This is a genomic window from Phenylobacterium sp. (assembly GCF_035309685.1).
Classification (GTDB): Bacteria; Pseudomonadota; Alphaproteobacteria; order Caulobacterales; family Caulobacteraceae; genus Phenylobacterium.
The window spans coordinates 79,815-101,235 of the sequence record NZ_DATGEX010000067.1; the positions used below are offsets into that span (position 1 = coordinate 79,815).

General features: G+C 68.7%; 20 protein-coding genes, 1 tRNA gene and 1 pseudogene. 11 read left to right on the plus strand and 11 right to left on the minus strand.

Annotated features, from left to right (window positions below; all coding sequences use genetic code 11):
* Positions 1 to 53 precede the first annotated feature (53 nt).
* Complete coding sequence (locus VKQ35_RS21690; RefSeq protein ID WP_324365049.1) at positions 54 to 1,034, minus strand: aspartate carbamoyltransferase catalytic subunit; 981 nt, start codon at positions 1,032 to 1,034, stop codon at positions 54 to 56.
* A 126-nt stretch (positions 1,035 to 1,160) separates the two neighbouring features.
* On the opposite strand from VKQ35_RS21690, the gene VKQ35_RS21695 reads away from it, so the two are divergent.
* Positions 1,161 to 1,670: a DUF1993 domain-containing protein gene (locus VKQ35_RS21695; protein ID WP_324365051.1), complete on the plus strand. Its 510-nt coding sequence runs from the start codon at positions 1,161 to 1,163 to the stop codon at positions 1,668 to 1,670.
* Here the strand turns inward: VKQ35_RS21695 and ruvX are convergent.
* On the minus strand, positions 1,667 to 2,134 hold the full coding sequence (gene ruvX / locus VKQ35_RS21700) for a Holliday junction resolvase RuvX (RefSeq protein ID WP_324365053.1): 468 nt from the start codon (positions 2,132 to 2,134) through the stop codon (positions 1,667 to 1,669). The genes VKQ35_RS21695 and ruvX overlap by 4 nt on opposite strands.
* Before the next feature lie 170 nt (positions 2,135 to 2,304).
* On the opposite strand from ruvX, the gene gatC reads away from it, so the two are divergent.
* The 3 genes from gatC to VKQ35_RS21715 are packed head-to-tail and all read left to right on the plus strand — an operon-like array spanning position 2,305 to position 4,614.
* Complete coding sequence (gene gatC, locus VKQ35_RS21705) at positions 2,305 to 2,592, plus strand: Asp-tRNA(Asn)/Glu-tRNA(Gln) amidotransferase subunit GatC (protein ID WP_324365055.1); 288 nt, start codon at positions 2,305 to 2,307, stop codon at positions 2,590 to 2,592.
* Positions 2,593 to 4,065 (plus strand): Asp-tRNA(Asn)/Glu-tRNA(Gln) amidotransferase subunit GatA, encoded by a 1,473-nt coding sequence (gene gatA / locus VKQ35_RS21710; protein ID WP_324365057.1) that lies wholly within the window; start codon positions 2,593 to 2,595, stop codon positions 4,063 to 4,065.
* A gap of 45 nt (positions 4,066 to 4,110) precedes the next feature.
* Complete coding sequence (locus tag VKQ35_RS21715) at positions 4,111 to 4,614, plus strand: TlpA disulfide reductase family protein (protein WP_324365059.1); 504 nt, start codon at positions 4,111 to 4,113, stop codon at positions 4,612 to 4,614.
* Positions 4,615 to 4,688: 74 nt separating this feature from the next.
* Here the strand turns inward: VKQ35_RS21715 and VKQ35_RS21720 are convergent, their stop codons facing one another.
* Positions 4,689 to 4,991: a hypothetical protein gene (locus tag VKQ35_RS21720; RefSeq protein ID WP_324365061.1), complete on the minus strand. Its 303-nt coding sequence runs from the start codon at positions 4,989 to 4,991 to the stop codon at positions 4,689 to 4,691.
* Positions 4,992 to 5,315: 324 nt separating this feature from the next.
* Here VKQ35_RS21720 and gatB point away from each other — a divergent pair, with 324 nt between their 5' ends.
* The gene (gene gatB, locus VKQ35_RS21725; protein WP_324365063.1) at positions 5,316 to 6,812 is read left to right on the plus strand and encodes an Asp-tRNA(Asn)/Glu-tRNA(Gln) amidotransferase subunit GatB; all 1,497 of its coding nucleotides are present in this window, start codon (positions 5,316 to 5,318) and stop codon (positions 6,810 to 6,812) included.
* A gap of 7 nt (positions 6,813 to 6,819) precedes the next feature.
* Here the strand turns inward: gatB and VKQ35_RS21730 are convergent, their stop codons facing one another.
* Positions 6,820 to 7,356 carry an RcnB family protein gene (locus VKQ35_RS21730; protein WP_324365064.1) on the minus strand — a complete coding sequence of 179 codons (537 nt, stop codon included), beginning with the start codon at positions 7,354 to 7,356 and terminating at the stop codon, positions 6,820 to 6,822.
* 302 nt (positions 7,357 to 7,658) lie between these two features.
* On the opposite strand from VKQ35_RS21730, the gene VKQ35_RS21735 reads away from it, so the two are divergent.
* The 3 genes and pseudogenes from VKQ35_RS21735 to VKQ35_RS21745 all read left to right on the plus strand — a co-directional run bounded on the left by VKQ35_RS21735 (position 7,659) and on the right by VKQ35_RS21745 (position 9,273).
* A complete protein-coding gene (locus VKQ35_RS21735) occupies positions 7,659 to 7,931 on the plus strand; it encodes a sel1 repeat family protein (protein ID WP_324365066.1) in 273 nt (90 codons plus the stop codon).
* 1,050 nt (positions 7,932 to 8,981) lie between these two features.
* Positions 8,982 to 9,077: pseudogene (locus VKQ35_RS22105) on the plus strand (PEPxxWA-CTERM sorting domain-containing protein); the annotation flags it as partial.
* A gap of 106 nt (positions 9,078 to 9,183) precedes the next feature.
* A tRNA-Ser gene (locus tag VKQ35_RS21745) sits at positions 9,184 to 9,273 on the plus strand.
* 132 nt (positions 9,274 to 9,405) lie between these two features.
* Here VKQ35_RS21745 and VKQ35_RS21750 read toward each other — a convergent pair.
* Both VKQ35_RS21750 and kynU read right to left on the minus strand, forming a co-directional pair.
* Complete coding sequence (locus VKQ35_RS21750; RefSeq protein WP_324365070.1) at positions 9,406 to 11,205, minus strand: ATP-binding protein; 1,800 nt, start codon at positions 11,203 to 11,205, stop codon at positions 9,406 to 9,408.
* A 93-nt stretch (positions 11,206 to 11,298) separates the two neighbouring features.
* Positions 11,299 to 12,531, minus strand: coding sequence for a kynureninase (gene kynU / locus VKQ35_RS21755; protein WP_324365072.1), 1,233 nt, complete (start codon positions 12,529 to 12,531; stop codon positions 11,299 to 11,301).
* 93 nt (positions 12,532 to 12,624) lie between these two features.
* Between kynU and VKQ35_RS21760 the strand changes: the two genes are divergently transcribed.
* Both VKQ35_RS21760 and VKQ35_RS21765 read left to right on the plus strand, forming a co-directional pair.
* Positions 12,625 to 13,491, plus strand: coding sequence for an alpha/beta fold hydrolase (locus VKQ35_RS21760; RefSeq protein WP_324365074.1), 867 nt, complete (start codon positions 12,625 to 12,627; stop codon positions 13,489 to 13,491).
* A 67-nt stretch (positions 13,492 to 13,558) separates the two neighbouring features.
* Positions 13,559 to 15,310 carry a CocE/NonD family hydrolase gene (locus VKQ35_RS21765; RefSeq protein WP_324365076.1) on the plus strand — a complete coding sequence of 584 codons (1,752 nt, stop codon included), beginning with the start codon at positions 13,559 to 13,561 and terminating at the stop codon, positions 15,308 to 15,310.
* A 13-nt stretch (positions 15,311 to 15,323) separates the two neighbouring features.
* Here VKQ35_RS21765 and VKQ35_RS21770 read toward each other — a convergent pair whose 3' ends face one another.
* Together VKQ35_RS21770 and VKQ35_RS21775 are read right to left on the minus strand one after the other, a co-directional pair.
* Complete coding sequence (locus VKQ35_RS21770; protein WP_324365078.1) at positions 15,324 to 15,821, minus strand: hypothetical protein; 498 nt, start codon at positions 15,819 to 15,821, stop codon at positions 15,324 to 15,326.
* An 80-nt stretch (positions 15,822 to 15,901) separates the two neighbouring features.
* A complete protein-coding gene (locus tag VKQ35_RS21775; RefSeq protein ID WP_324365080.1) occupies positions 15,902 to 16,441 on the minus strand; it encodes a sigma-70 family RNA polymerase sigma factor in 540 nt (179 codons plus the stop codon).
* Between the two features lie 223 nt (positions 16,442 to 16,664).
* On the opposite strand from VKQ35_RS21775, the gene egtB reads away from it, so the two are divergent.
* Positions 16,665 to 18,935: an ergothioneine biosynthesis protein EgtB gene (egtB, locus tag VKQ35_RS21780; RefSeq protein WP_324365082.1), complete on the plus strand. Its 2,271-nt coding sequence runs from the start codon at positions 16,665 to 16,667 to the stop codon at positions 18,933 to 18,935.
* 8 nt (positions 18,936 to 18,943) lie between these two features.
* Here the strand turns inward: egtB and VKQ35_RS21785 are convergent, their stop codons facing one another.
* The 3 genes from VKQ35_RS21785 to VKQ35_RS21795 all read right to left on the minus strand — a co-directional run bounded on the left by VKQ35_RS21785 (position 18,944) and on the right by VKQ35_RS21795 (position 21,405).
* A complete protein-coding gene (locus VKQ35_RS21785) occupies positions 18,944 to 19,156 on the minus strand; it encodes a general stress protein (RefSeq protein ID WP_324365084.1) in 213 nt (70 codons plus the stop codon).
* 171 nt (positions 19,157 to 19,327) lie between these two features.
* Entirely contained in the window at positions 19,328 to 20,668 is a 1,341-nt protein-coding gene (locus tag VKQ35_RS21790; RefSeq protein ID WP_324365085.1) for an ATP-binding protein, read from the minus strand.
* Complete coding sequence (locus VKQ35_RS21795; protein WP_324365156.1) at positions 20,668 to 21,405, minus strand: response regulator; 738 nt, start codon at positions 21,403 to 21,405, stop codon at positions 20,668 to 20,670. Before VKQ35_RS21795 ends, VKQ35_RS21790 begins: the two co-directional genes overlap by 1 nt.
* Positions 21,406 to 21,421: the final 16 nt, after the last annotated feature.

Sequence of the window (21,421 nt, forward strand, 5' to 3'; positions counted from 1 at the left end):
CAGGGAGCTACGAAGCATCGGGCCGAGCCCTCCGAAGCCTTGGCGAAGGAGGGTCATCGGTCGTTCTCCAGCCGCGCGGCCAGAGACGTCAGCACCGCCATCCGCGCGGCGACGCCCATCTCCACCTGGTCCTGGATGAGGCTGACGGAAAGGTCGTCGGCGACGTCCGAGTCGATCTCCACGCCGCGGTTCATCGGCCCAGGGTGCATCACCCGCACATGATCCGCCGCGCAGGCGAGCTTCTCGCGGTCGAGGCCGAAAAAGCGGAAATACTCCCGCTGACTGGGGGCCATGACGCCGTCCATACGCTCCAGCTGCAGGCGCAGCATCATCACCACGTCGCAGCCGGCGATGCCCTGCCGCATGTCGTGGAAGATCTCGACGTTCCAGCGGTCTGCTGCGGGCGGGATCAGCGTCGGCGGCCCGACCAGCCGGACGTTGGCCCCCAGCATCTGCAGGAGCGCAATGTTCGAGCGCGCCACGCGGCTGTGCATGACGTCGCCGCAGATCGCCACCTTCAGCCCGGCGATCCGCCCGAAGGCGCGGCGCATGGAGAGCGCGTCCAGGAGGGCCTGGGTCGGGTGCTCGTGCTGGCCGTCCCCGGCGTTGACCACCGAGCAGCTGACCTTTTGCGAGAGCAGGGACGCCGCACCGGACGAGGAATGGCGCACCACCAGCAGGTCCGGCTGCATGGCGTTCAGGGTCACCGCCGTGTCGATCAGGGTCTCGCCCTTGGAGATCGACGACGAGCGCGGGCTCATGTTCACCACATCGGCGCCCAGCCGCTTGCCCGCCAGCTCGAAGGAACTCTGCGTCCGCGTTGAATTCTCGAAGAAAAGGTTCATCAGCGTGCGACCCTTGAGCAGGTCGAGCTTCTTCGAGGTCTGCCGGTTCAGGCTGACGAAGCCGTCGGCCAGGTCGAGCAGATTGGCCACCTCGACCTCGTTCAGGTCGGTGGCGGACAGGAAATGCTTTTTCGGAAAGGAGAAGGTCCTTTGCAGGACCTCGTTCAGACCAGGCGGGGCCGTGTTCATTAAAGCGCCGTCTTAGGCGGCTTTGACGTGGGAGGGAAGGGCGGGTTTGCCGGGCTTGAGCGCCGCGCCGGCGCCAGCCTAGGCTGCGCGCCCAAAACCCGGATTCGTCGACCTCAGGACGCCCAGATGACCGTCAGCCTCTACACCTTCGTCGACCTCTATGCGCGCCAGCTCGTCACCCTGGAGCATCTGCTGAACAAGGGCGCGGAATTCGCCAAGGCGCAGGGCGGGTCGGAGGAGGCTTTCCTCGACTGGAGCCTGATCGAGGACATGCAGCCCTTCCGCTTCCAGGCCATGGTCCTGTGCAACTTCACGCGCCAGTGGACTGCGCGCGTCATCGGAGCGGACGTGCCGCCGGCCATCGACGCCGACCTCGACCTCGCCGCCTTTCGCGCGGCGATCGCCGACGCCAAGGCCTGGCTGGCCGCGCTGACGCCCGAGCAGTTCGCCGGCCGCGACGACGCACCCCTGACGGTCGAGATCGGCAATGGCATGACGCCGACCCTTCCAGCCGGTCAGTGGCTGACGGTCTTCGCCACCACCAACCTCTATTTCCACCTGTCGACGGCCTACGGCATCCTGCGGTCCAAGGGCGTCCAGATCGGCAAGGTCGACCTGTTCGCCGGCGGGCTCTAGGCGTTCCTTAAGCGATCCAGCGCGCCCTGCAGGATCCACCCCGCCGCCGCCTTGTCGACCACCTCGCCGCGGCGGGCGCGGTTCATGTCGGCCTCGTCGATCAGCATGCGGTTGACGGCCATCGAGCTCATCCGCTCGTCCCAGAAGGCGATGGGGATGTCCTTGAGGCGCAACAGGTTGCGGGCGAACGCCCGGCTGGACTGGCAGCGCGGCCCCTCGGTCCCGTCCATGTTGACCGGCAGGCCGATGATGATGCCGGCCGCGCCGCGGCTTTCCATCAGCTTGAAGAGCGCATTCGCATCGTCCGTGAACTTCACCTTGCGGATCAGCTCCAGCGGCGTGGCGATCGACCGCGTCGCGTCGGAGACCGCGACCCCGATGGTCTTTTCGCCCAGATCGAGGCCTGCCAGCGGCGCGTACTGCGGCAACAGGGCAGGGAGTTCGAGCAGGTCTACGACGGCCATACCGCTCCTTACCCGTCATCCCGGCCGTAGCGAAGCGAAGAGCCGGGATCCAGGGTTCAGGCTGTGCGGTCGGCCCTCGGTTCCGGCTCGGCCTGACGGCCGTCCGGGATGACGTTGATAATTTGCCGCCGCACGGCTAACCCACGCCCCTGAGACTTGAGGAGGATGGCATGACCATCGACGTGGCGACCGTGCGCAAGGTCGCCAGGCTGGCGAGGATCGCCGAGCCGGAGGAAAAGCTGGAGCAGCTCGCCCGCGAGCTGAACGGCATCATGAGCTGGATCGAACAGCTGAACGAGGTCGACACCGACGGCGTCGAGCCGATGACCTCGGCCGTCCACATGCCGGCCCCGATGCGCGACGACGTGGTCACCGAGGGCGGCGACCCGCAGGTGGTGCTGTCCAATTCGCCGAAGCGCGCGGGCAATTTCTTCGTCGTGCCGAAGGTCGTCGAATAGATGACGTCGCTCACCTCGCTCACGCTCAAGGCCGCGCTGGACGGCCTGGCCGACAAGTCGTTCTCCTCGGTTGAGATCACCCAGGCCCACATCGAGGCCGTCGAGGCCGCGCGCGCGCTCAACGCCTATGTGCTGGAGACGCCGGAAAAGGCGCTGGAAATGGCCAAGGCTTCGGACGCGCGCCGCGCCAAGGGCGCCGCCGGACCGCTCGAGGGCGCCCCGCTCGGGATCAAGGACCTGTTCTGCACCGAGGGCGTGCGCACCACCGCCGGCTCAAAGATCATCGGCGAGTTCGTCCCCACCTACGAGAGCACCATCACCGCCAACCTGTGGCGCGACGGGGCGGTGATGCTGGGCAAGCTGAACATGGATCAGTTCGCCATGGGCTCGTCCAACGAGACCTCCTGCTGGGGCCCGGTGGTCAATCCGTGGCGGGCGAACGGCGGCAACGCCCAGCTGACGCCGGGCGGCTCGTCCGGCGGCTCGGCGGCCGCCGTCGCGGCGGAGCTGTGCCTTGGCGCCACGGCGACCGACACCGGCGGTTCGATCCGCCAACCGGCGGCCTTCACCGGAACGGTCGGCATCAAGCCGACCTACGGCCGCTGCTCGCGCTGGGGCGTCGTCGCCTTCGCCTCGTCGCTCGATCAGGCCGGACCGATGACGCGGACCGTGGAGGACGCCGCGATCCTGCTGACCTCCATGGCCGGCCACGACCCGAAGGATTCCACCAGCCTGCCGGTGGAGACGCCGGACTTCGCGTCCTTCGTCGGCAAGTCGGTGAAGGGCCTGCGGATCGGCGTCCCGAAGGAGTACCGCGTCGATAACATGCCCGCCGAGATCGACGCGCTCTGGGAACAGGGCATCGCCTGGCTGAAGGACGCCGGCTGCGAGATCGTCGAGGTCTCGCTGCCGCACACCAAATATGCGCTCCCGGCCTACTATATCGTCGCGCCCGCCGAGGCGTCCTCGAACCTCGCCCGCTACGACGGCATGCGTTACGGCCTGCGCGTCGAGGGCGGCAACCTCACCGACACCTACGAGCAGTCCCGCGCCGCCGGATTCGGCGACGAGGTGAAGCGCCGCATCATGATCGGCACCTACGTCCTCTCGGCGGGGTACTACGACGCCTATTACCTGAAGGCGCTGAAGGTGCGGCGCCGCATCGCCGACGACTTCGACCAGGCCTTCGGGAAGGTCGACGCGCTGCTGACGCCCACCGCGCCCTCGGCGGCCTTCGCGCTCGGCGACCGGTCGGACGATCCGGTGGCCATGTACCTGAACGACATCTTCACGGTGACGGTGAACCTGGCCGGCCTGCCGGGCATGAGCGTGCCCGCCGGCCTCGATGCCTCAGGCCTGCCGCTCGGCCTGCAGCTGATCGGCCGCGCGCTCGACGAGGGGACCCTGTTCTCGCTGGGCGCCGCGGTGGAAAAGGCCGCCAACTTCCGCGCCAAGCCGCAGAAGTGGTGGTAGCCTCCCGTTGCTCCTCAGGTTGCGAGGGGCAATTGGGGGGGCAGAATGAAACACCGGAACATCGCCGTCCTGGCGTGCGCCCTGGCGCTGGCCGCCGTCGGCGCGGCGCGCGCGGACGAGGTCGGCAAGCCGGCCAGGCCGTATAAGATCTACCTGCTGGACAAGTCGGTGGTCTCGTCCGACCAGCTCAGGGGCAAGGCTGTCATCGTCAACCGCTGGGCGACCTGGTGCACGCCCTGCAAGGCCGAGATGGTGGTTTTTGAGAACTACCTGCGCACCCATCCGGACACCGATCTGAAGATCTACGCCGTCACCACGGAGCTCAGCGTCCCGTCTGAGCAGCTGAAGCCGCTTCAGGGCGTCCTGCACTATCCGCTGGGGCTCAGCGTCCTGGGCTGGGGGTATGGGATCAAGAGCGCGGTGCCGACCAGCTATGTCATCGACCGTGGCGGCGTCGTGCGGTTCGCCGCCGCGGGCGCGTTCAACGAAGAGAGCTTCGACGCCCTGGTCACGCCGTTGCTCAAACAGGCCGCGCCCACCGCGCAATAGCCGCCGCCCCACAACGAAAAAGGCCCCCCGCCGCGAGGCGAGGGGCCCTTGATCTCTTGAAGCTTCCGCGTGGCTTACTTGCCGCTCGCCTTGTCCAGGTCGGCCTGGATCTGCTTCAGCTTGGCGTCGTCGATGGCGCCTTGGCTCATCGGCGCGACTTGAGCGAGCGTCATGTCCTTGATCTGGTCCATGTACTGGTCGATCCCGGGGACGTCCTTTTCCAGGACGGCCTTGGAGGTCGGGTTGGCCCAGAGCGCGCCGATCGTGGTCTTGTCGACCGACATCGGGCCGCCGGCCGGCGCCGGGGCTTGAGCGAACGCCGGGACGGCGACGAGGGTCGCGAGGGCGGCGAGGCCGGCGACGAGCTTGGTCTTCATCGGATGGGTTCCTTCCCCGAGTGGTAGTCCCGCGAAGCATGAGCGCAACGACGGGGCGCCGCGCAAGCCGAGAAGCGACCGCGCGGCTATGTGGCTCACCCAGTTTGACGGGGTGAGAGCCTCGTCCCCGAGTACGGCGAGGGCGAAGCGTTACGGCCTTATCTCAGTTTTTTGTGTCGGCTTGCAATGGTGACGCTAGCGTCACGGTTTTTCCTGCGCGTCTGTGGCGCCGGTGTGGCGCCCCATCGATTTTCCACAGGCGCGACAGACCTTGCGTCCGCCCGCGGGGCTCCCTTGCCCGGCAAAATCGGCTAGGGAGACGCCATGACTGAGAAGAGCAAGCAGATCGAGGGCCGCACCGGCCCGTGGGAAATCGTCCTTGGGCTGGAAGTCCACGCCCAGGTCGCCTCCAACGCCAAGCTGTTCAGCGGCGCCGCCGTCGGCTTTGGCGCGGCGCCGAACGCGCAGGTCAGCCTCGTCGACGCGGGCATGCCCGGCATGCTGCCGGTGATCAACCGCCATTGCGTGGAGCAGGCGGTGAAGACCGGTCTCGGCCTGAAGGCGCAGATCAACCTGAAGAGCCACTTCGACCGGAAGAACTACTTCTACCCCGACCTGCCGCAGGGCTATCAGATCAGCCAGTACAAGCACCCCATCGTCGGCGAGGGCGAGGTCATCGTCGAGCACGACGACGGCTCGACTTTCACGGTGCGGATCGAGCGCCTGCACTTGGAGCAGGATGCCGGCAAGCTTCTGCACGACCAGGACCCCAACGCCACCCACGTCGACCTGAACCGCGCCGGCACCGCGCTCATGGAGATCGTCTCCATGCCCGACATGCGCACCTCGGAAGAGGCGGCGGCCTATGTGAAGAAGCTGCGCACCATCCTGGTCTATCTGGGCACCTGCGACGGCGACATGGAGAAGGGCAACCTGCGCGCCGACGTGAACGTCTCGGTCTGCCGTCCCGGCGACTACGAGAAGTTCCGCGAGACCGGCAGCTTCAGCCACCTGGGCACGCGCTGCGAGATCAAGAACGTCAACTCCTACCGCTACATCCAAGCCGCCATCGAGTACGAGGCGCGGCGCCAGATCGAGATCCTCGAGGACGGCGGCAAGATCGACCAGGAAACCCGCCTGTTCGATCCGACCAAGGGCGAGACGCGCTCCATGCGGTCGAAGGAAGAGGCGCACGACTACCGCTACTTCCCCGATCCCGACCTCTTGCCGCTCGATCTCGACCCCGCCTGGGTGAAGCGCATCGAGGCGACGCTTCCCGAGCTGCCGGACGCCAAGAAGGCGCGCTTCCAGTCGCAGTATGGCCTCTCGGCCTACGACGCCCAGGTGCTGATCGGCGAACAGGCGCGGGCGGACTTTTACGAGGCCGCGGCCCAAGGGGGCCGCGACGCCAAGCTCACCGCCAACTGGGTGACCAACGACCTGGCCGCGCGCCTGACCGCCGGCGGCATCGAGATCGAGAACAGCCCGATCCACCCCGACTCCATCGCCGAACTGGTCCAGCTGATCGAGGAGGGCGTGATCTCCTCCAAGATCGCCAAGGACGTCTTCGAGCGCATGTGGAACGGCGAGGGCCGCGCCAACGACATCGTCGAAAAGCAGGGCCTCCGGCAAGTCTCCGACACCGGCGAACTGGAAGCGATCATCGACAAGCTGATCGCCGACAATCCCGGCCAGGCGGCCCAGGTGGCCGAAAAGCCCCAGGCGATCGGCTGGTTCGTCGGCCAGGTGATGAAGGCCACGGCGGGCAAGGCCAACCCGGGCGTCATCAACCAGATGCTGAAGGCCAAGCTCGGCGGCTAGCTTAGGGCTAGTACGGCGGGTAGGGCACCATGTCGTAGATCTGGCCGGTCGACTGCGAGACCATGGCCATGCCGTTGGGCGTGCGCATCCAGACATAGCCCCGCGGCGGCGGGCGCAGGCGGTAGCGGCCCGGATCCTGGATCACCGCACCGCCCGTTCCCGGGCCCACATAGCCCCCGCGCCGCGGCGGCGCGGAATAGGGCGCGGGCGCGGGCGGCCCGTAGGCGCGCGGGTCATAGCGCGGGTCCGGCGCGCCCTCGGAGCGGTAGCCGTTCACCCTGGGGTCGTTGCGGGGATCGTTTCGGGGGTCGCTGCGCGGGTCGCCGCGGCCTTCCGGCCGCTCGTAGCGGTATTCCTGGGCGCCGCGATAGGCCGGGCCGGCCTGACGCCCGCCACCGCCCATCCAGCGGGGCATGCCGCCGCGCGGCGCCTGCTGCTCGCGGCGCGCCTCACGGTGGTCATCCTTCGCCATGGCGGCGCCGGCCGTAGCCAGGGGTCCAGCTATCAGCGCGGCGGCGGCCAGGAGGGAGATCAGGCGTCGCATTTCGCCAATCATCCTCAAAAACGCGTCCTCGGTCATGCGTACAATGTCAGCGACGCCTGAACTGCGCCTGAACAACCAGTATCAGGGACAAGCGTTGCCGGTGTTTTGCGAAGCGCGAAAAGCGCCGTCCCGAGATTCAACGAACCGCGACCTGCGACCTTTTAACCACTGTGGCCAGATGAAGGCCCGACAACAGCGGTCTTAACCATGTGTTCAGCGCGGGCCTGTTTCCATGGGCTCCGATAAGGCCGGGCGAGGAGTTCCAGAACGGAGCTTCACCGGCCACAACAGGGACAAAGGTCATGCTTGCGCAACTGCAAGTCGCCAAAGAGGGTCTCCCGCTTCCGGGTCCGGAAGCCTCGGGCGACGAACTCTTCCGCCTGGGCTTGCTCTATTCGACCGGCCAGGGCGGGGCGCCGTTGGATTATGTTTCGGCCCACATGCTGTTCAACCTGGCCGCCATGCGCGGTTCGGTCGAAGCCAAGGTCTACCGCAAGGAGCTCTCCGAGGAGATGGCCTCCGACGAGGTGGCCGAGGCCCAGCGTCAGGCCCGCGAGTGGCTCGCGCACGGCTGAGGCCCAGGGGCCTGAATCGGACCGGCTGCGGCCTCCGCGCCGCGGTCTCCGCTGATCGCGCCAGCCGAGAGGAATTCGCCCCCCAGGAGTGACCGCTTGCGTTCGCGTAACATGTAACGTCTGCATAGTGGCGCTTGAGGGCGATCATGTGCGGTCGGCCCGGATGGGGCTGACAACATGAATACGCGGACTCTGCTTTTGGCGGCCACCGCCGCTGTTCTCGTCTCGGGCGCCGCCCAGGCTGGAACCTTGACCCTCATTCCCTCTGATCCGCTCGCCAGCTCGACCAGCGTGCTTGGGATCAACAACGCCGGCTGGATGACCGGCAGCGTCGTCGTCGGCGGCCAGACCCTGGGCTTCGTCCGCGACGCGGGCGGGACCTACACGACCTTCTCGGTCAACACCTCGACCTTCGGGCGAGGCATCGACAATTCCAACACTGTCTACGGCTACGCCACCGACATCTCCGGAAACTTCAGCACCGACAACGAGTTCGCCCGCACGTCGACCGGCACGGTGACCATCCTGGCGAACCCGAACACCTCGGCCCCGCTGCACGGCATCGCCGAGGGCGCCAACAACCACGGCGTGATCGTGGGCGACTACATCACCAGCGGGGTTGTGCCGACCACGGGCTATACGCTCGACGGAACCACGCTCACGAACATCAATGTGCCCTTGGCAAGCCGGACCGCGGCGCGCGCGGTCGAGGACGATGGCACGGTGGCCGGCTGGGCCTTCATCGGCCCCGCCCAGGTGGGCTTCATCGATGTCGGCGGCTCCTTCACCACCTACAGCGACCCCAACGCCGCCCCGGGCTCCACAGGCACGATCTTCGAGAACATCAACAACCATGGCCTGGTCGCCGGCATGTGGCTCGACTCCACCGGCGCCGACCACGCGTTCGAGTTCAACGCGAACACCAATGTCTTCACCGAGATCAACGTGGCCGGCTTCGACGACGTCGAAGCCTTCGGGATCAATGACCACGGCGATGTGGTGCTGCACGCCAGCAACGCCGACCGGTCGGCCAACTACATCTTCAACGCGGCCGTGCCGGAACCGGCGACCTGGGCGATGATGCTGACTGGCTTCTTCGGCCTGGGTTCGATGCTTCGCCGCCGCCGCGCCGCTCTGGCGGTCTAGGCAGAAGCCCCATCGTCGGCTAGAAACCGCGATCCCGGCGCGGGCCTGCCAGCCAGGCCCCGCGGCGGGACGACGACGCTCGGCGAAACCCGAGCGTTTTCAACAAGGTGACGTGGCCGAGTGGCTGAAGGCAACGGTTTGCTAAATCGTCATACCTGAAAGGGTATCGAGGGTTCGAATCCCTCCGTCACCGCCATCCTGCTTCGCTCTACGAGCTTCGCAGGACAAGTCCTGGCCTCAGGGGGCGAAGCAGGATGCCCTCCGAAGCCTTGGCGAAGGAGGGCCGTCTCCGCTGCCAAAAACGGCGGCTTGGCAGGCTGGCCTACGTCTAGGCGGTCGCCGCCGCTTGCGGCTGGCTCTCGTCCTCGGCCGGCTCCAGCGCGCGCTCCATGGCGTGGAAGAGGGCGGTGATATCGACGGGCTTGGGCACCATGCCGTCCATGCCGGCGGCCAGGTATTCGGTCACCTGGTGGGTCATGGCGTTGGCGGTGACCGCGATGATCGGGGTGCGGGCCCGGCCGGTCTCGGCCTCGCGCTCGCGGATGGCGATGGTCGCGGCGACGCCGTCCATGATCGGCATCTGGATGTCCATCAGGATGATGTCCCAGTGCTGCGCTTCCCAGGCCTCGAGAGCTTGGCGACCGTTCTCCACCAGGGTGGGCGTGACGCCGGCTTGCGACAGCAGGGTCTTCAGGACCAGCTGGTTGGTGTCGTTGTCCTCGGCCGCCAGTACGCGCAGCTCGCCGGCGGTGTCGGGCTGATCGGAGGCCGCTTCGGCGCGCGCGGTCTCGGCATGGGCCGCAGCCGGCGCCAGCGGCAGGCGAACCACGAAGGTCGAGCCCTGGCCGGGCTCGCTCGACGCCTCGATCGCGCCGCCCATCAGCTGGGTCATCTCGCGGCAGATCGCCAGGCCCAGACCCGCGCCGCCGAAGCGCCGCGTGCGGCTGGCGTCGGCCTGGTAGAAGCCTTCGAACAGATGCGGGATGTCGGCCGGGGCGATGCCGATGCCGGTGTCGGCGACACTGAACACCACCTCGCCCGCTGCCAGGCCGACCTCGAGGCGGATTCCACCGGCCTCGGTGAACTTCACCGCGTTGTCGGCCAGGCTGTAGAGAATGCGGCGGATCCGCGCCGAGTCGCCGTCGTAGCGGCCGCGCGCCGCCTCGCTGATCTCGAACTCGAAGGTCAGGCCCTTCTTGTCGGCCAGCGGCTGGTAGGCCGCCACAACGCCGCGCACCAAGTGCTCCAGATCGAACTCCGCGACCTCGAGCTCCAGGGTCGAGGCCTCGATCTTCGACAGGTCCAGCAGATCGTTCAGCACCGCCAGCAGGCTCTCGCTGGAGCGGCGGATGATTTTCACGCGCTCGTGCTGAACCTTGGTCAGCTCTTCGGTGGTCAGGGCCTGCACCATGCCCAGCACGCCGTTCAGCGGCGTGCGCAGCTCATGGCTCATGGTGGCCAGGAAGTTGGACTTGGCGCGGTTGGCGGTCTCGGCGGCGCGCTCGCGTTCCTCGGCGGCTTCACGGGCGTCCATCAGCTCGCCCCAGGCTGCCGACAGCTGGGCGCGCGCGGACCAGAACTGCAGGCCAAAGGTCGCCAGCGTGAACGTCGCGATCACTGCCGACAGCGGGTGGCCCTGGGCGATCGCCTGCCGGAACTCCGTCACCGCGAGGAGGGCGAGGATTCCGAGATAGGGCGCCAGCGCGACGATCAGGATCCACCGCGAGCGGTAGTAGCGCATCAGCACGTGGACCATGGAGCAGCAGATGAGTGCGAAGGCGAACAACCGCTCCGGCGCGGCGCCTCGGGCGATCAGGGCCAGGGCGGCCAGGGCGTAAAGCGAGGTCGCCGCGATGCGCAGCATCGGCGCCCAGGCGGCGGCGCGCCGGGCGAAGGCCCTGGTCTCCGCCGCGGCGCGCAGCAGCTGGTCCTCGGCGGTGAGAACCACCACCGCCATGGCGGTCCAACCGGCCACGTAGGGCCAGGGCGTCACATTGAGCCCAGTGACGACCACCATGCCGACGCCCAGCGCCTGGACGACGATATTGCGGCTGGCGTGCACCACGAACGCAACGGCCTGCTGCGCGGAGTGGACGGACGTAGAGGCGTTTCCTGGGCGGGGAGACATCGGCGGGTACTCCTCTCCAGGCAAAAATGACTGCAAATCCCTGACGTAAGGTTACGACTGACGGTTGAGTTGCGGGTTGTAGCCGGGCCGTCCTCAGGTGACGGCGGCGCGGGCCTTAAACTCTGGCCGGTCCCAGCCGCGCGAGGCTAGGATGTCGGCTAGTGCGTGGGCGGCCTCCCAGACCTGCGCATAGCTCAGGAACAGCGGCGAGAAGCCGAAGCGGGCGATGTCCGGGGCGCGGAAGTCGCCGACGATGCCGCGCGCCATCATGGCCTGCACGACGGCGTAGCCTTCAGGATGGGCGAAAGAGACGTGCAGGCCGCGCCGCGACGGCTCGCGCGGGCCGGTGAGCATCAAGGCCGGGTCGGCGGCGCGCGCCTCGACCTCGGCGATGAACAGCCCGGCGAGCGCCAGGCCCTTGGCCTCGACCAGCGCTGGGTCGGCCCGCAGCTGCAGGTCCACGCCGGCTTCGAGCGCCGCCAGCCCCAGGATCGGCGGGGTGCCGGTGATCTGGCCGCGGATGTCGGCGGCGGGGCGGTAGCCGTCCTCGAAGGCGAAGGGCTCGGCATGGCCCATCCAGCCGGTCAGCGGCGAGGTCATCTGCGCCTGATGCCGCTCGGCCACGAACAGGAAGGCCGGCGCGCCGGGGCCGCCGTTCAGGTATTTGTAGCTGCAGCCGATGGCGAGGTCCGCCTGGGCCGTGTTCAGGTCCAACGCGATCGCGCCCACGCTATGGCAGAGGTCCCAGAGCATCAACGCGCCCTTGGCGTGCGCCGCCGCCGTCACCGCAGCCAGGTCCCAGCGGCGCGAGGTCTTGTAGTGCACCTGCGTCAGGACCACGCAGGCGGTGTCCTCGTCGATGGCGTCGACCAGATCCTCCGGCGCCACGGTCTTCAACGTCGCGCGGCCGCCCAGCAGCGCCGCCAGACCCTGCAGGGCGTAGAGGTCGGTCGGGAAGTTGCCGGCCTCCGACAGGATCGTCGAGCGCCCGGGCCGCAGCGACAAGGCGCCGGCGGCCAGCTTGAAGAGATTGACCGTGGTGGAGTCGGCGACGGTGACCTCGCCGGGGGCCGCGCCGATCAGCCGCGCGATCTTGGCCCCGACGCGCAGCGGCGCGCCGATCCAGTCGGCGGTGTTCCAGCTGCGCACCAGGCCCTCGCCCCATTCGCGCCGCGTCACCTCCGCCATGCGCTCATGCACCGCCAGCGGCGGCGGCCCCAGCGAATTGCCGTCCAGGTAGATCAGGCCGTCGGGGAGGGCGAAGGCGGCCTTCAGGCCCGCCAGCGGGTCGGCGGCGTCGAGCGCCTGGGCGTCGTCGCGGGTCACGGTTGCGAGTCAGGCTGTGCGCAGGGCATCAAGGCGTCTTAGAGCGCCCCAACTCTTTCAGCAAAGGGGGCTTTTTCAGGAAGGGACCGCGCGATGGCCATCCGGGAACGCACCTTCCGCTTCGCGGGCGCCGAGGACGCCGAGATCGCGGGCTTCCGGTGGGCCGACGACACGGTGACGCCGCACGCGGTGCTGCAGGTCGCCCACGGCATGGGCGAGCACGCGCGCCGCTATCTCGCGCCGCTGACGCCCCTGATCGAGGCCGGCTGGGTGGTCTACGCCGACGACCATCGCGGCCACGGCCTGACGGCGGCCTCGCCGGAGCACTACGGCGATTTCGGCCGGAACGGCGCGCAACTGATCGTCGAGGACCTGCGTCGGCTGACCTCGCTCGCCCGCGCCGAGCATCCCGACCTGCCGCTGATCCTGCTCGGCCACAGCCTGGGCTCCTTCTTCGCCCAGGCCTTCGTCTTCGACCACTCGCACGCGATCGACGGCCTGGTGCTGTCCGGCACCGCGGCCTTCGGCGATCGCACCGATGGGCCTCGCCGGCTGGATGAGGTCCGCCTCGACGGCGAGGCGCCGCGCACGCCCTTCGACTGGCTGTCGCGCGATCCCGCCGAGGTCGACGCCTACATAGCCGACCCGCTCTGCGGCTTCTCGCGCAAGGCCGGCGGCGACAGCGGCTTCGGCCGGCTGGCCGCCCGGGTGCGCGATCCGGCCGAGATCGGCAAGATCCGCAAGGACCTGCCGATCTACATCTTCGTGGGCGACAAGGACCCCATCAACCAGGACCTGGCGCTGCTGCAACCTTTGGTCGGCCGCTACCGCGACGCGGGCCTCTCCGATGTCGAGGTGAAGGTCTATCCGGGCGGCCGTCACGAGATGCTCAACGAGACCAACCGCGCCGAGGTGGTCGCCGACCTGACGGCATGGCTGGAGCGCGTCGCGGCGGGCTGACGCGGCGGCGGAGGCTGTGCTTAGATACCCTGCGCGGGCGCCAGACCCGCTTGGGGGAAACGACCAGATGACCAAGCTGACCCACTTCGCGCTCGCCTCGGCGCTGGCCGTGAGCTTCGCCTGCGGCGGGGCGCTCGCCGCCGACAAGCCCGCCGACAAGCCGGCGAAGGCCGCCGCCGCGGCCAAGGCGGCCGACAAATGGCCCGGCCTGCCGCCTGGCGCGGTGGAAGAGATCGCCACGATGCGCGACGGGACCAAGCTCGCCGCCAACGTCTTCAAGCCCGCCGGCGCCGGGCCCTGGCCCGTGGTCATGACCCGCACGCCCTATCTGAAGGACGGCCGCATCGACAAGGAGCACGATCCGGACGGGGCGAAGATGCGCGAGGCGCTCACCAAACAAGCCAAGCACTACACCGACGCCGGCTATGTCTTCGTGCTGCAGGACACCCGCGGCAAGGGGCGCAGCCAGGGCTTCTACGCCGCCTTCGAGAACGACGTCGAGGATGGCTACGACAGCGTCGAATGGGCCGCCGCCCGGCCGTGGAGCAACGGCAAGATCGGCCTTTCCGGCGGCTCGGCCATGGGCGTCACCTCCAACGAGGCGGCGATGGCCGCCCCGCCGCACCTGAAGGCGGCCTATGTGGTGGTCGCGCCCTACGACCTGCTGCAGAACAGCTACATCGGCGGGGTCCTGAAGGAGAAGGACGTCATCGGCTGGTCGAAGGGCCAGGGCGTCGCCGACGACGTGCTGGACCGGCAGCGCAGCCGCGTCGTGGACGACATCTTCTGGAACCGCTCGGCGATGAGCGAGAACCGCAAGTACATCCAGATCCCGATCTACAACGTCGGCGGCTGGTACGACATCTTCAACCACGGCAACATTTCCAACTTCGAATATCTGCAGAACCACGGCGCCAAGGGCGCCCGCGGCAATCAGAAGCTGATGATGGGTCCCTTCGGGCACGGGAACCTGTCCGGGAACCTGAGCTATCCGGGCGCCGATCGCCTGAGCCTCGCGGGCGACGAGGAGATCCGCTGGTTCGACTACTGGCTGAAGGGGGTGGACAACGGCATCATGGCCGAGCCGCCGGTCACCTACTTCATGATGGCCGCCGCCGAGAAGGGCGCGATCAGCCCGAAGAACCGCGTGCTGACCGCCGCCAACTGGCCGCCGGCCTACCGTGAGGTCCGCTACTACCTGAGCCCCGACAAGACGCTGGCCGGTAAGGCGCCGGGCGGCGAGGGGGGCAAGATCAGCTACCGCGACGACCCGGCCAATCCGGTCCCGACGGTGGGCGGCGCGAACCTGACCTTCGAACGCGGCCCGATGGACCAGCGCGCGATCCCCGCGCGCCAGGACTACCTGCGGTTCCAGACCCCGGCCCTGGACAAGGACGTCACCATCTCAGGCCCGGTGAAGGTCGAGCTCTACGGCGCCACCGACGGTCCGGACACCGACTTCATGGCCAAGCTGGTCGACGTCTATCCCGACGGCTACGAGGCCCTGGTCCTCGACGCCCCGATCCGCACCCGCTTCCGCCACGGCCGGATGCCCGACGACATCAAGATGATGACCCCGAACGCGCCGGAGGAGCTGGACATCGATCTGTGGTCGACCGCCATCACCTTCGAGAAGGGCCACCGGATCGCGCTGCACATCACCTCGTCCAGCAGCCCGCGCTTCGAGGTGAACAATAACAACGGCGCTGCGCCCGGCGACCGCAAGACCCCGCCGCGGGTGGCCACCAATACGGTCTACATGGACGCGACCCATCCCTCGGCCCTGGTCCTGCCGGTGGTCTATCCCGACGGGAAGTAGCCGCTGAAGCGACCTAGAGCTTGTCGTCCGGCTTGACCGCCGCGGCGGCCGCCTCGGCGGCGCGCTGGGCGACCCAGTCCTGGAAGCGCTGGTGGAAGTCGTCGCGGCGCTCGGCGCGGAAGCGCCAGTAGTCGTCGTCGTACTTGCGGTGCTGCTCGCGGCGCCAATCGGCGTAGTCGCGGTCGTGGCGCTGCATCTGCTGGTCGCGCCAGATCAGATAGTCGGCGTCGAACTCCTGCTCGCGGTCCACGCCGCGGTCGTTCTCCGGCCCGAAGAAGCCGAAGCGGCTGCCGCCCTCGTGGTAGCCTGGGCGGTAGTTCTGGTCGTGGCCGTAGTCCACGTGCGACGGACCATAGCGGGCGTTGTAGCGCTTCATATCCGCCGACAGATGCGCGTCCTCGCCGCGGAAGCTGCGGCCGCCGGGCGGGCGGGCCGCGTCCAGGTCCTCGCCCAGGCCCCGCGGCCGATCGGACCCCACGCCCTGAGGGTGATTGTCATAGCGGCTGGCCATTTTCTTTCCCTTTCCCGAAGTGACGCGCCCCTGCCGTTCACAACGGATTTCCGGCCCCACAGTTCCGCTTGTTGCGCGGCTCAGGCGTGGACCGCGACCCCCAGGGTTTCGAGCGCCATCACCTCGGTGGCGTCTTCGGCGTCCATGATCTTCAGGAGGCGCGCCCGGGCCCGGTTCACCCGGCTCTTGATCGTCCCCAGCGCGCAGCCGCAGATTTCGGCGGCCTCCTCATAGGAAAGGCCCGCGGCCCCCACGAGGATCAGGGCTTCGCGGTGCTCGTCGGGCAGCTTCTGCAGGGCGTCGCGCAGCGCATGCAGGGCGACGCTCCAGTCCTGGGTCGGCGGGGTCTTCAGCGCGCCGGCGTATTCGCCGGTCTCGTCGCGCACTTCGCGGCGGCGTCGCAGGACGGCGGTGTAGTAGGTGTTGCGCAGGATCGTGAACAGCCAGGCCCGAAGATTGGTGCCGGGCTCGAACTTGTCCTTGTTCGTCCAAGCCTTGATCAGGGTGTCCTGCACCAGATCGTCGGCGTCGGAGCCGTTGTGGCTCAGGGACCAGGCGAAGGCCCTGAGCGCCGGGATCAATCCGACGACATCGTCACGCCAGCTGAGCGTCGCATCCATCACGCCCTCGAAACTCGCCGGATGCGGAGGCGAATGGCCTCCGACTTTTCCGGCGTCCCGATGAACGCGAGCCCCGATTATCCGTTCCGGTGCGCGAGCGGGGCGTCATGCCCCTTTTTTCAGACCGGCGTTAGCCAGCCTGGGTTGTACCGCGCCGAGGAATGCTTAGGTCTGGTTCTGGCGGGAGAGCGCGTCCGGACACGGGCGCGTGGGAGAGGAGCACATGGCCCAGTTCCAGGACCCGTCGGCGGACGATCCGCAGGCGCTTGCGCGCGCCGACGCTGCGCCGGCGCGCGCGCCCGCGTCAGCCGCCTTGCATCGCTACCGCGCCGTGCGCCAGGCGACCGAAGCGCTCACCCGCTCGCTGACGCCGGAAGATCAGCTCGCCCAGTCCATGCCGGACGCCAGCCCCACCAAGTGGCACCTGGCGCACACCACCTGGTTCTGGGAGACCTTTCTGCTGGTCCCCAATCTCGCGGGCTACAAGCCGTTCGATCCGCGCTTTCACTATCTGTTCAACTCCTACTACGAGGCGTTGGGACCCCGTCAGCCGCGGCCGGAGCGGGGCCTGCTGACGCGCCCCTCGCTGGCCGACGTCATCGCCTATCGGGCGCACGTGGACGCCGCCATGGGCGCGCTGCTGGCCGAGCGCGCGGACGAGTTTTCGGCCCTGATCGACCTTGGCCTCGCCCATGAGGAGCAGCATCAGGAGCTGATCCTGATGGACATCCTGCATCTCTTCGCCCAATCGCCGCTGCAGCCGGCCTATGCTCCGCCGCGCAATCTGACGCCCGCGCCGGCGGCGGACCCATTGCGCTTCGTGGCCTTCGAGGGCGGCCTGGTCGAGATCGGCCATTCGGGCCCTATGTCGGAAGAGGGCGGCTTTGCGTTCGACAATGAGAGCCCGCGCCACAAGGTCTGGCTGGAGCGCTTCGAGCTGGCCGACCGGCTGGTGACCAACGGTGAGTGGCTGGCCTTCATGGCCGACGGCGGCTATCGGCGCGCCGAGCTGTGGCTGGCCGAAGGCTGGGCGCGCGCCCAGGCCGAGGGCTGGGACGCGCCGCTCTACTGGCAGCCGGGCGAGGCGGAGGCCTGGAGCGCCATGACTCTGCACGGCCTGCGCCCGCTCGACCCCGCGGCGCCGGTCAGCCACGTCAGCTTCTACGAGGCGGAAGCCTACGCCACATGGGCCGGTGCGCGCCTGCCGACCGAGGCGGAATGGGAGCATGCCGCCCAGGATCTGACGGTCGCGGGCAACTTCACCGGCTCAGGACGCCTGGCCGCCGCGGCGTCGCCGCCCGGCGCCGGCCTGCGCCAGATGTTCGGCGATCTCTGGGAATGGACCCGCAGCGCCTATTCGCCCTATCCGGGGTTCAGGCCCGCCGCCGGCGCGGTCGGCGAGTACAACGGCAAGTTCATGGCCGGCCAGTTCGTCCTGCGGGGCGGCGCGGCGGTCACGCCCACCGGCCACGTGCGGGCCAGCTACCGCAACTTCTTCTATCCGCACCAGCGCTGGATGTTCTCCGGCGTCCGCCTGGCCCGCGACGTGGCGCATGACGCCAGCGAAGACGTCACCCGCGAGTTCGAGGCCGATGTGCTTTCGGGCCTCGCCAAGCCACAGAAGGCCGTGCCGCCGAAATACTTCTACGACGCGGAGGGCTCGCGCCTGTTCGAGGCGATCACCGCACTGCCCGAATACTATCCGACGCGCACCGAGATCGGCCTCCTGCGCCAGATCGCGCCCGAGGTCGCCAAGTTGATCTCGCCGGGCGCGGCGCTGGTGGAATTCGGCTCCGGCGCGAGCGTGAAGACCCGCATCCTGCTGGACGCGGCCCCGCAGATCGGCGCCTACGCGCCCATCGACATCAGCGCCGCGGCCCTGGACGAGGCCGCCGCCGCCATCCGCCGGGACTATCCGGGGCTGACGGTCGCGCCGCTGTTGGAGGACTTTACGCGCGCGCTGACCCTGCCCGCGCAGGCGCAGGGCCGCCCGGTCACCGGCTTCTTTCCGGGCTCGACCATCGGCAATTTCACGCCGGAGGAGGCTCAGGCCTTCCTGGAGGGCGCGCGGGGCCTGCTGGGTCACGGCGCGCGCTTCCTGGTCGGCATCGATGTGGTGAAGGACGCTCAGACCCTGGTCGCCGCCTACGACGACGCGCAGGGCGTCACCGCGGCGTTCAATCTCAACCTGCTCACCCGCATCAACCGCGAGCTGGGCGGCGACTTCGATCTGGCGAATTTCCGGCACCGGGCCGTCTGGAACCCGGAGGCCAGCCGGATCGAGATGCACCTGGAGAGCTTGAAGGATCAGAAGGTGAGGGTGGCAGGGCGCACGGTCCGCTTCGCGGCCGGCGAGACGATCCACACCGAGAACTCCGCCAAGTTCACGGTCGAAGGGTTCGCGCGATTGGCGGCGAAGGCGGGCTGGACGCTGGAAGCCAGTTGGCTCAGCGCGGAGCCGGCCTTCGCCGTCGTGTCGCTAATCGCTCAGTAGCGGTTGAGCTAGAGGTCGCGGCCGCGGGTGCGTCCGCCGCCGCGGCTGGCTTCGCCGCCCTTGCGGCCGGCCGAGGCGGCCAGATCGCGGTCCTTGGCGAAACTGCGCTTCTCGCCGGGCACGCTGGCGCCGCCCTTGCGGGCGATCTCGCGGCGGCGTTCGGGGTTCATGGCCGCGAAACCTCTGCGGGCGCGGGGCTTTCCGGTGTCGACGGTAGGCATTGGGACTACGCTCCTCGGGCGTCACTGGACGGTTGCGAAGGGGCTAACCCGCGAGGCGCGGTCAAGGTTGCGTCGAAAAACGACGGACTTGCGGGGTGAGCGCTTCCGTTGGGGAAGCTTTGCAGTGCCGACAGGCGTTTAGCGCCACATCACAAAGGCGCGAGATCGCCCTTAGAGCGGCAACTGAACCCGCGCCGTCAGGCCGCCGCCGGCCCGGTTGACCAGGTCCACGTCGCCGCCGTGGCCGCGGGCGATGGAGCGCACCACCGCCAGGCCCAGGCCGATCCCACCGGTCTGACGGCTGCGCGACGGCTCGCGGCGATAGAAGGGCTCGAACACCTTCTCGCGGTCCGACGGCGGGATGCCGGGGCCGTCGTCGTCGATCTCGACGAAGGCGTTGGAGGCGTCGCGGAACACCCGCGCCCGCGCCCGCCCGCCGAACTTCACGGCGTTTTCCAGGAGGTTGGAGAATAGGCGCCGCAGCGCCATGGGGTCGCCCTCCAGCACCACCTTCTCGCCGGATGCGACCTCTGTCGAATGGCCCGTCTCGGCCATCTCGTCGCAAAGGCTCTCCAGCAGGGAGGACAGCTCCAGCGGCGTGCGTTCGCCCGGTCGGCTGGCGTCCCGCACGAAGGTCAGGGCCGCGGAGATCATCTCCTCCATCTGGTCAATATCGGCGCCCATCTTGGCCTTCTGATCGTCCGGCAAGCTCTCGATGCGGAACCGCAGGCGGGTCAAGGGCGTGCGCAGATCGTGCGCGATGGCGCCGACCATGGCGGTGCGGTCGTCGACATAGCGGCGCAGGCGCTCCTGCATGTCGTTGAAGGCGCGCACGGCGACGCCGATCTCGGACGAGCCCTTCAGTTGCAGGGGCGGCGCCTTCGGGTCGCGGCCCAGGCGCTCGGCGGCGTCGGCGAACTGCTTGATCGGCCGCGACAGGCGTCGCGCGAACACATAGGCCACCGGCGCCATGACCAGGGCCGAGATCACGAACCACAGGGCGATGCGGGTCTGCCAGGGGTCCAGGCCGAACGCCGGCTCCGGGCGAACGACGCGCCAGCGGCCATCGGGCTGGCGGATGGCGACATCGAAGGGCGCCACCAGGAAGTGCTCTTCACTGACGCCGGCGCGGGCGATGCGGTCGCGGATGATCCGTCCGACGCGGCGGTCGGCGAACGGCCCTCGATTGGCCGCGATCACCACCTCGCTTTGCGGCTTGCCGAGATCCTTGGCGAACTGGTTGCGGATGCGGGCCGCAGTGTCGCCCTCCATCGCCGGTCCTGGCGGCCTGGCCACGGTGCTCACCTGCAACGGTCGCCGCTCGGTGAACACGGGCGTGGGGCCGCGGAAGGTCTGCTCGATTTCCGACAGGCGATAGAAATCGGGCGTCGGCGGCGGCAGGTTGAACAGCAGGAAGAGGTTGATCGCCTCGGCCAGCACCAGGGCCAGGCCGACAAGGGTCGCGAGCTGGACGAACAGCGAGGCGGTCGGCCGCACGCTGCGCGAGAACATCACGTCCGTTTCACCTTGGCGGTGAACATGTAGCCTTCGTTGCGGATGGTGCGGATCAGCTCGTGGCTGCCGCCGCCATCGTCGAGCTTGCGGCGCAGGCGGCTGATCTGCACGTCGATGGCGCGGTCGAAGGCGTCGCTGTCGGGGCCGCGCGCGAATTCCAGCAGCTGGTCGCGGGTCAGCACCCGCTGCGGCCGCTCCACGAAGGCGCGCAGCAGCGAGAACTCGCCCGAGGACAGGTTCACCACCACGCCGGCCGGCGAGCGCAGTTCGCGGCGCACCAGGTCGAGCCGCCAGCCGGCGAACTCGCAGCCCGCCCCGACGCTGCCGTTGTTCGAACGCTGCTCGGCGCGGCGCAGCACCGCGCGCACCCGGGCCAGCAGTTCGCGCGGATTGCAGGGCTTGGCCAGATAGTCGTCGGCGCCGAGCTCCAGGCCGACGATCCGGTCGGTGTCCTCGCCCATGGCCGACAGCATGATGATCGGCGGGCCGCCCTCGCCATTGGCCAGGCGCCGGCAGACCGCGAGCCCATCCTCGCCCGGCAACATGACGTCGAGCACGATCAGGTCGACGGGGCCTCGCTCCAGCGCCTGCTCCATCTCCTGAGCATCGCCGGCGGTGTCGACCTTGTAGCCGTGCTTGCCCAGGAAGTCGGAGACGACGTCCCGGATGCCGGGGTCGTCATCGACCATCAGGATGCGGGCGCCCGCGTTGTTCATTTCGAGGATCTGCTCCATGGCGCCGACCCTGGTC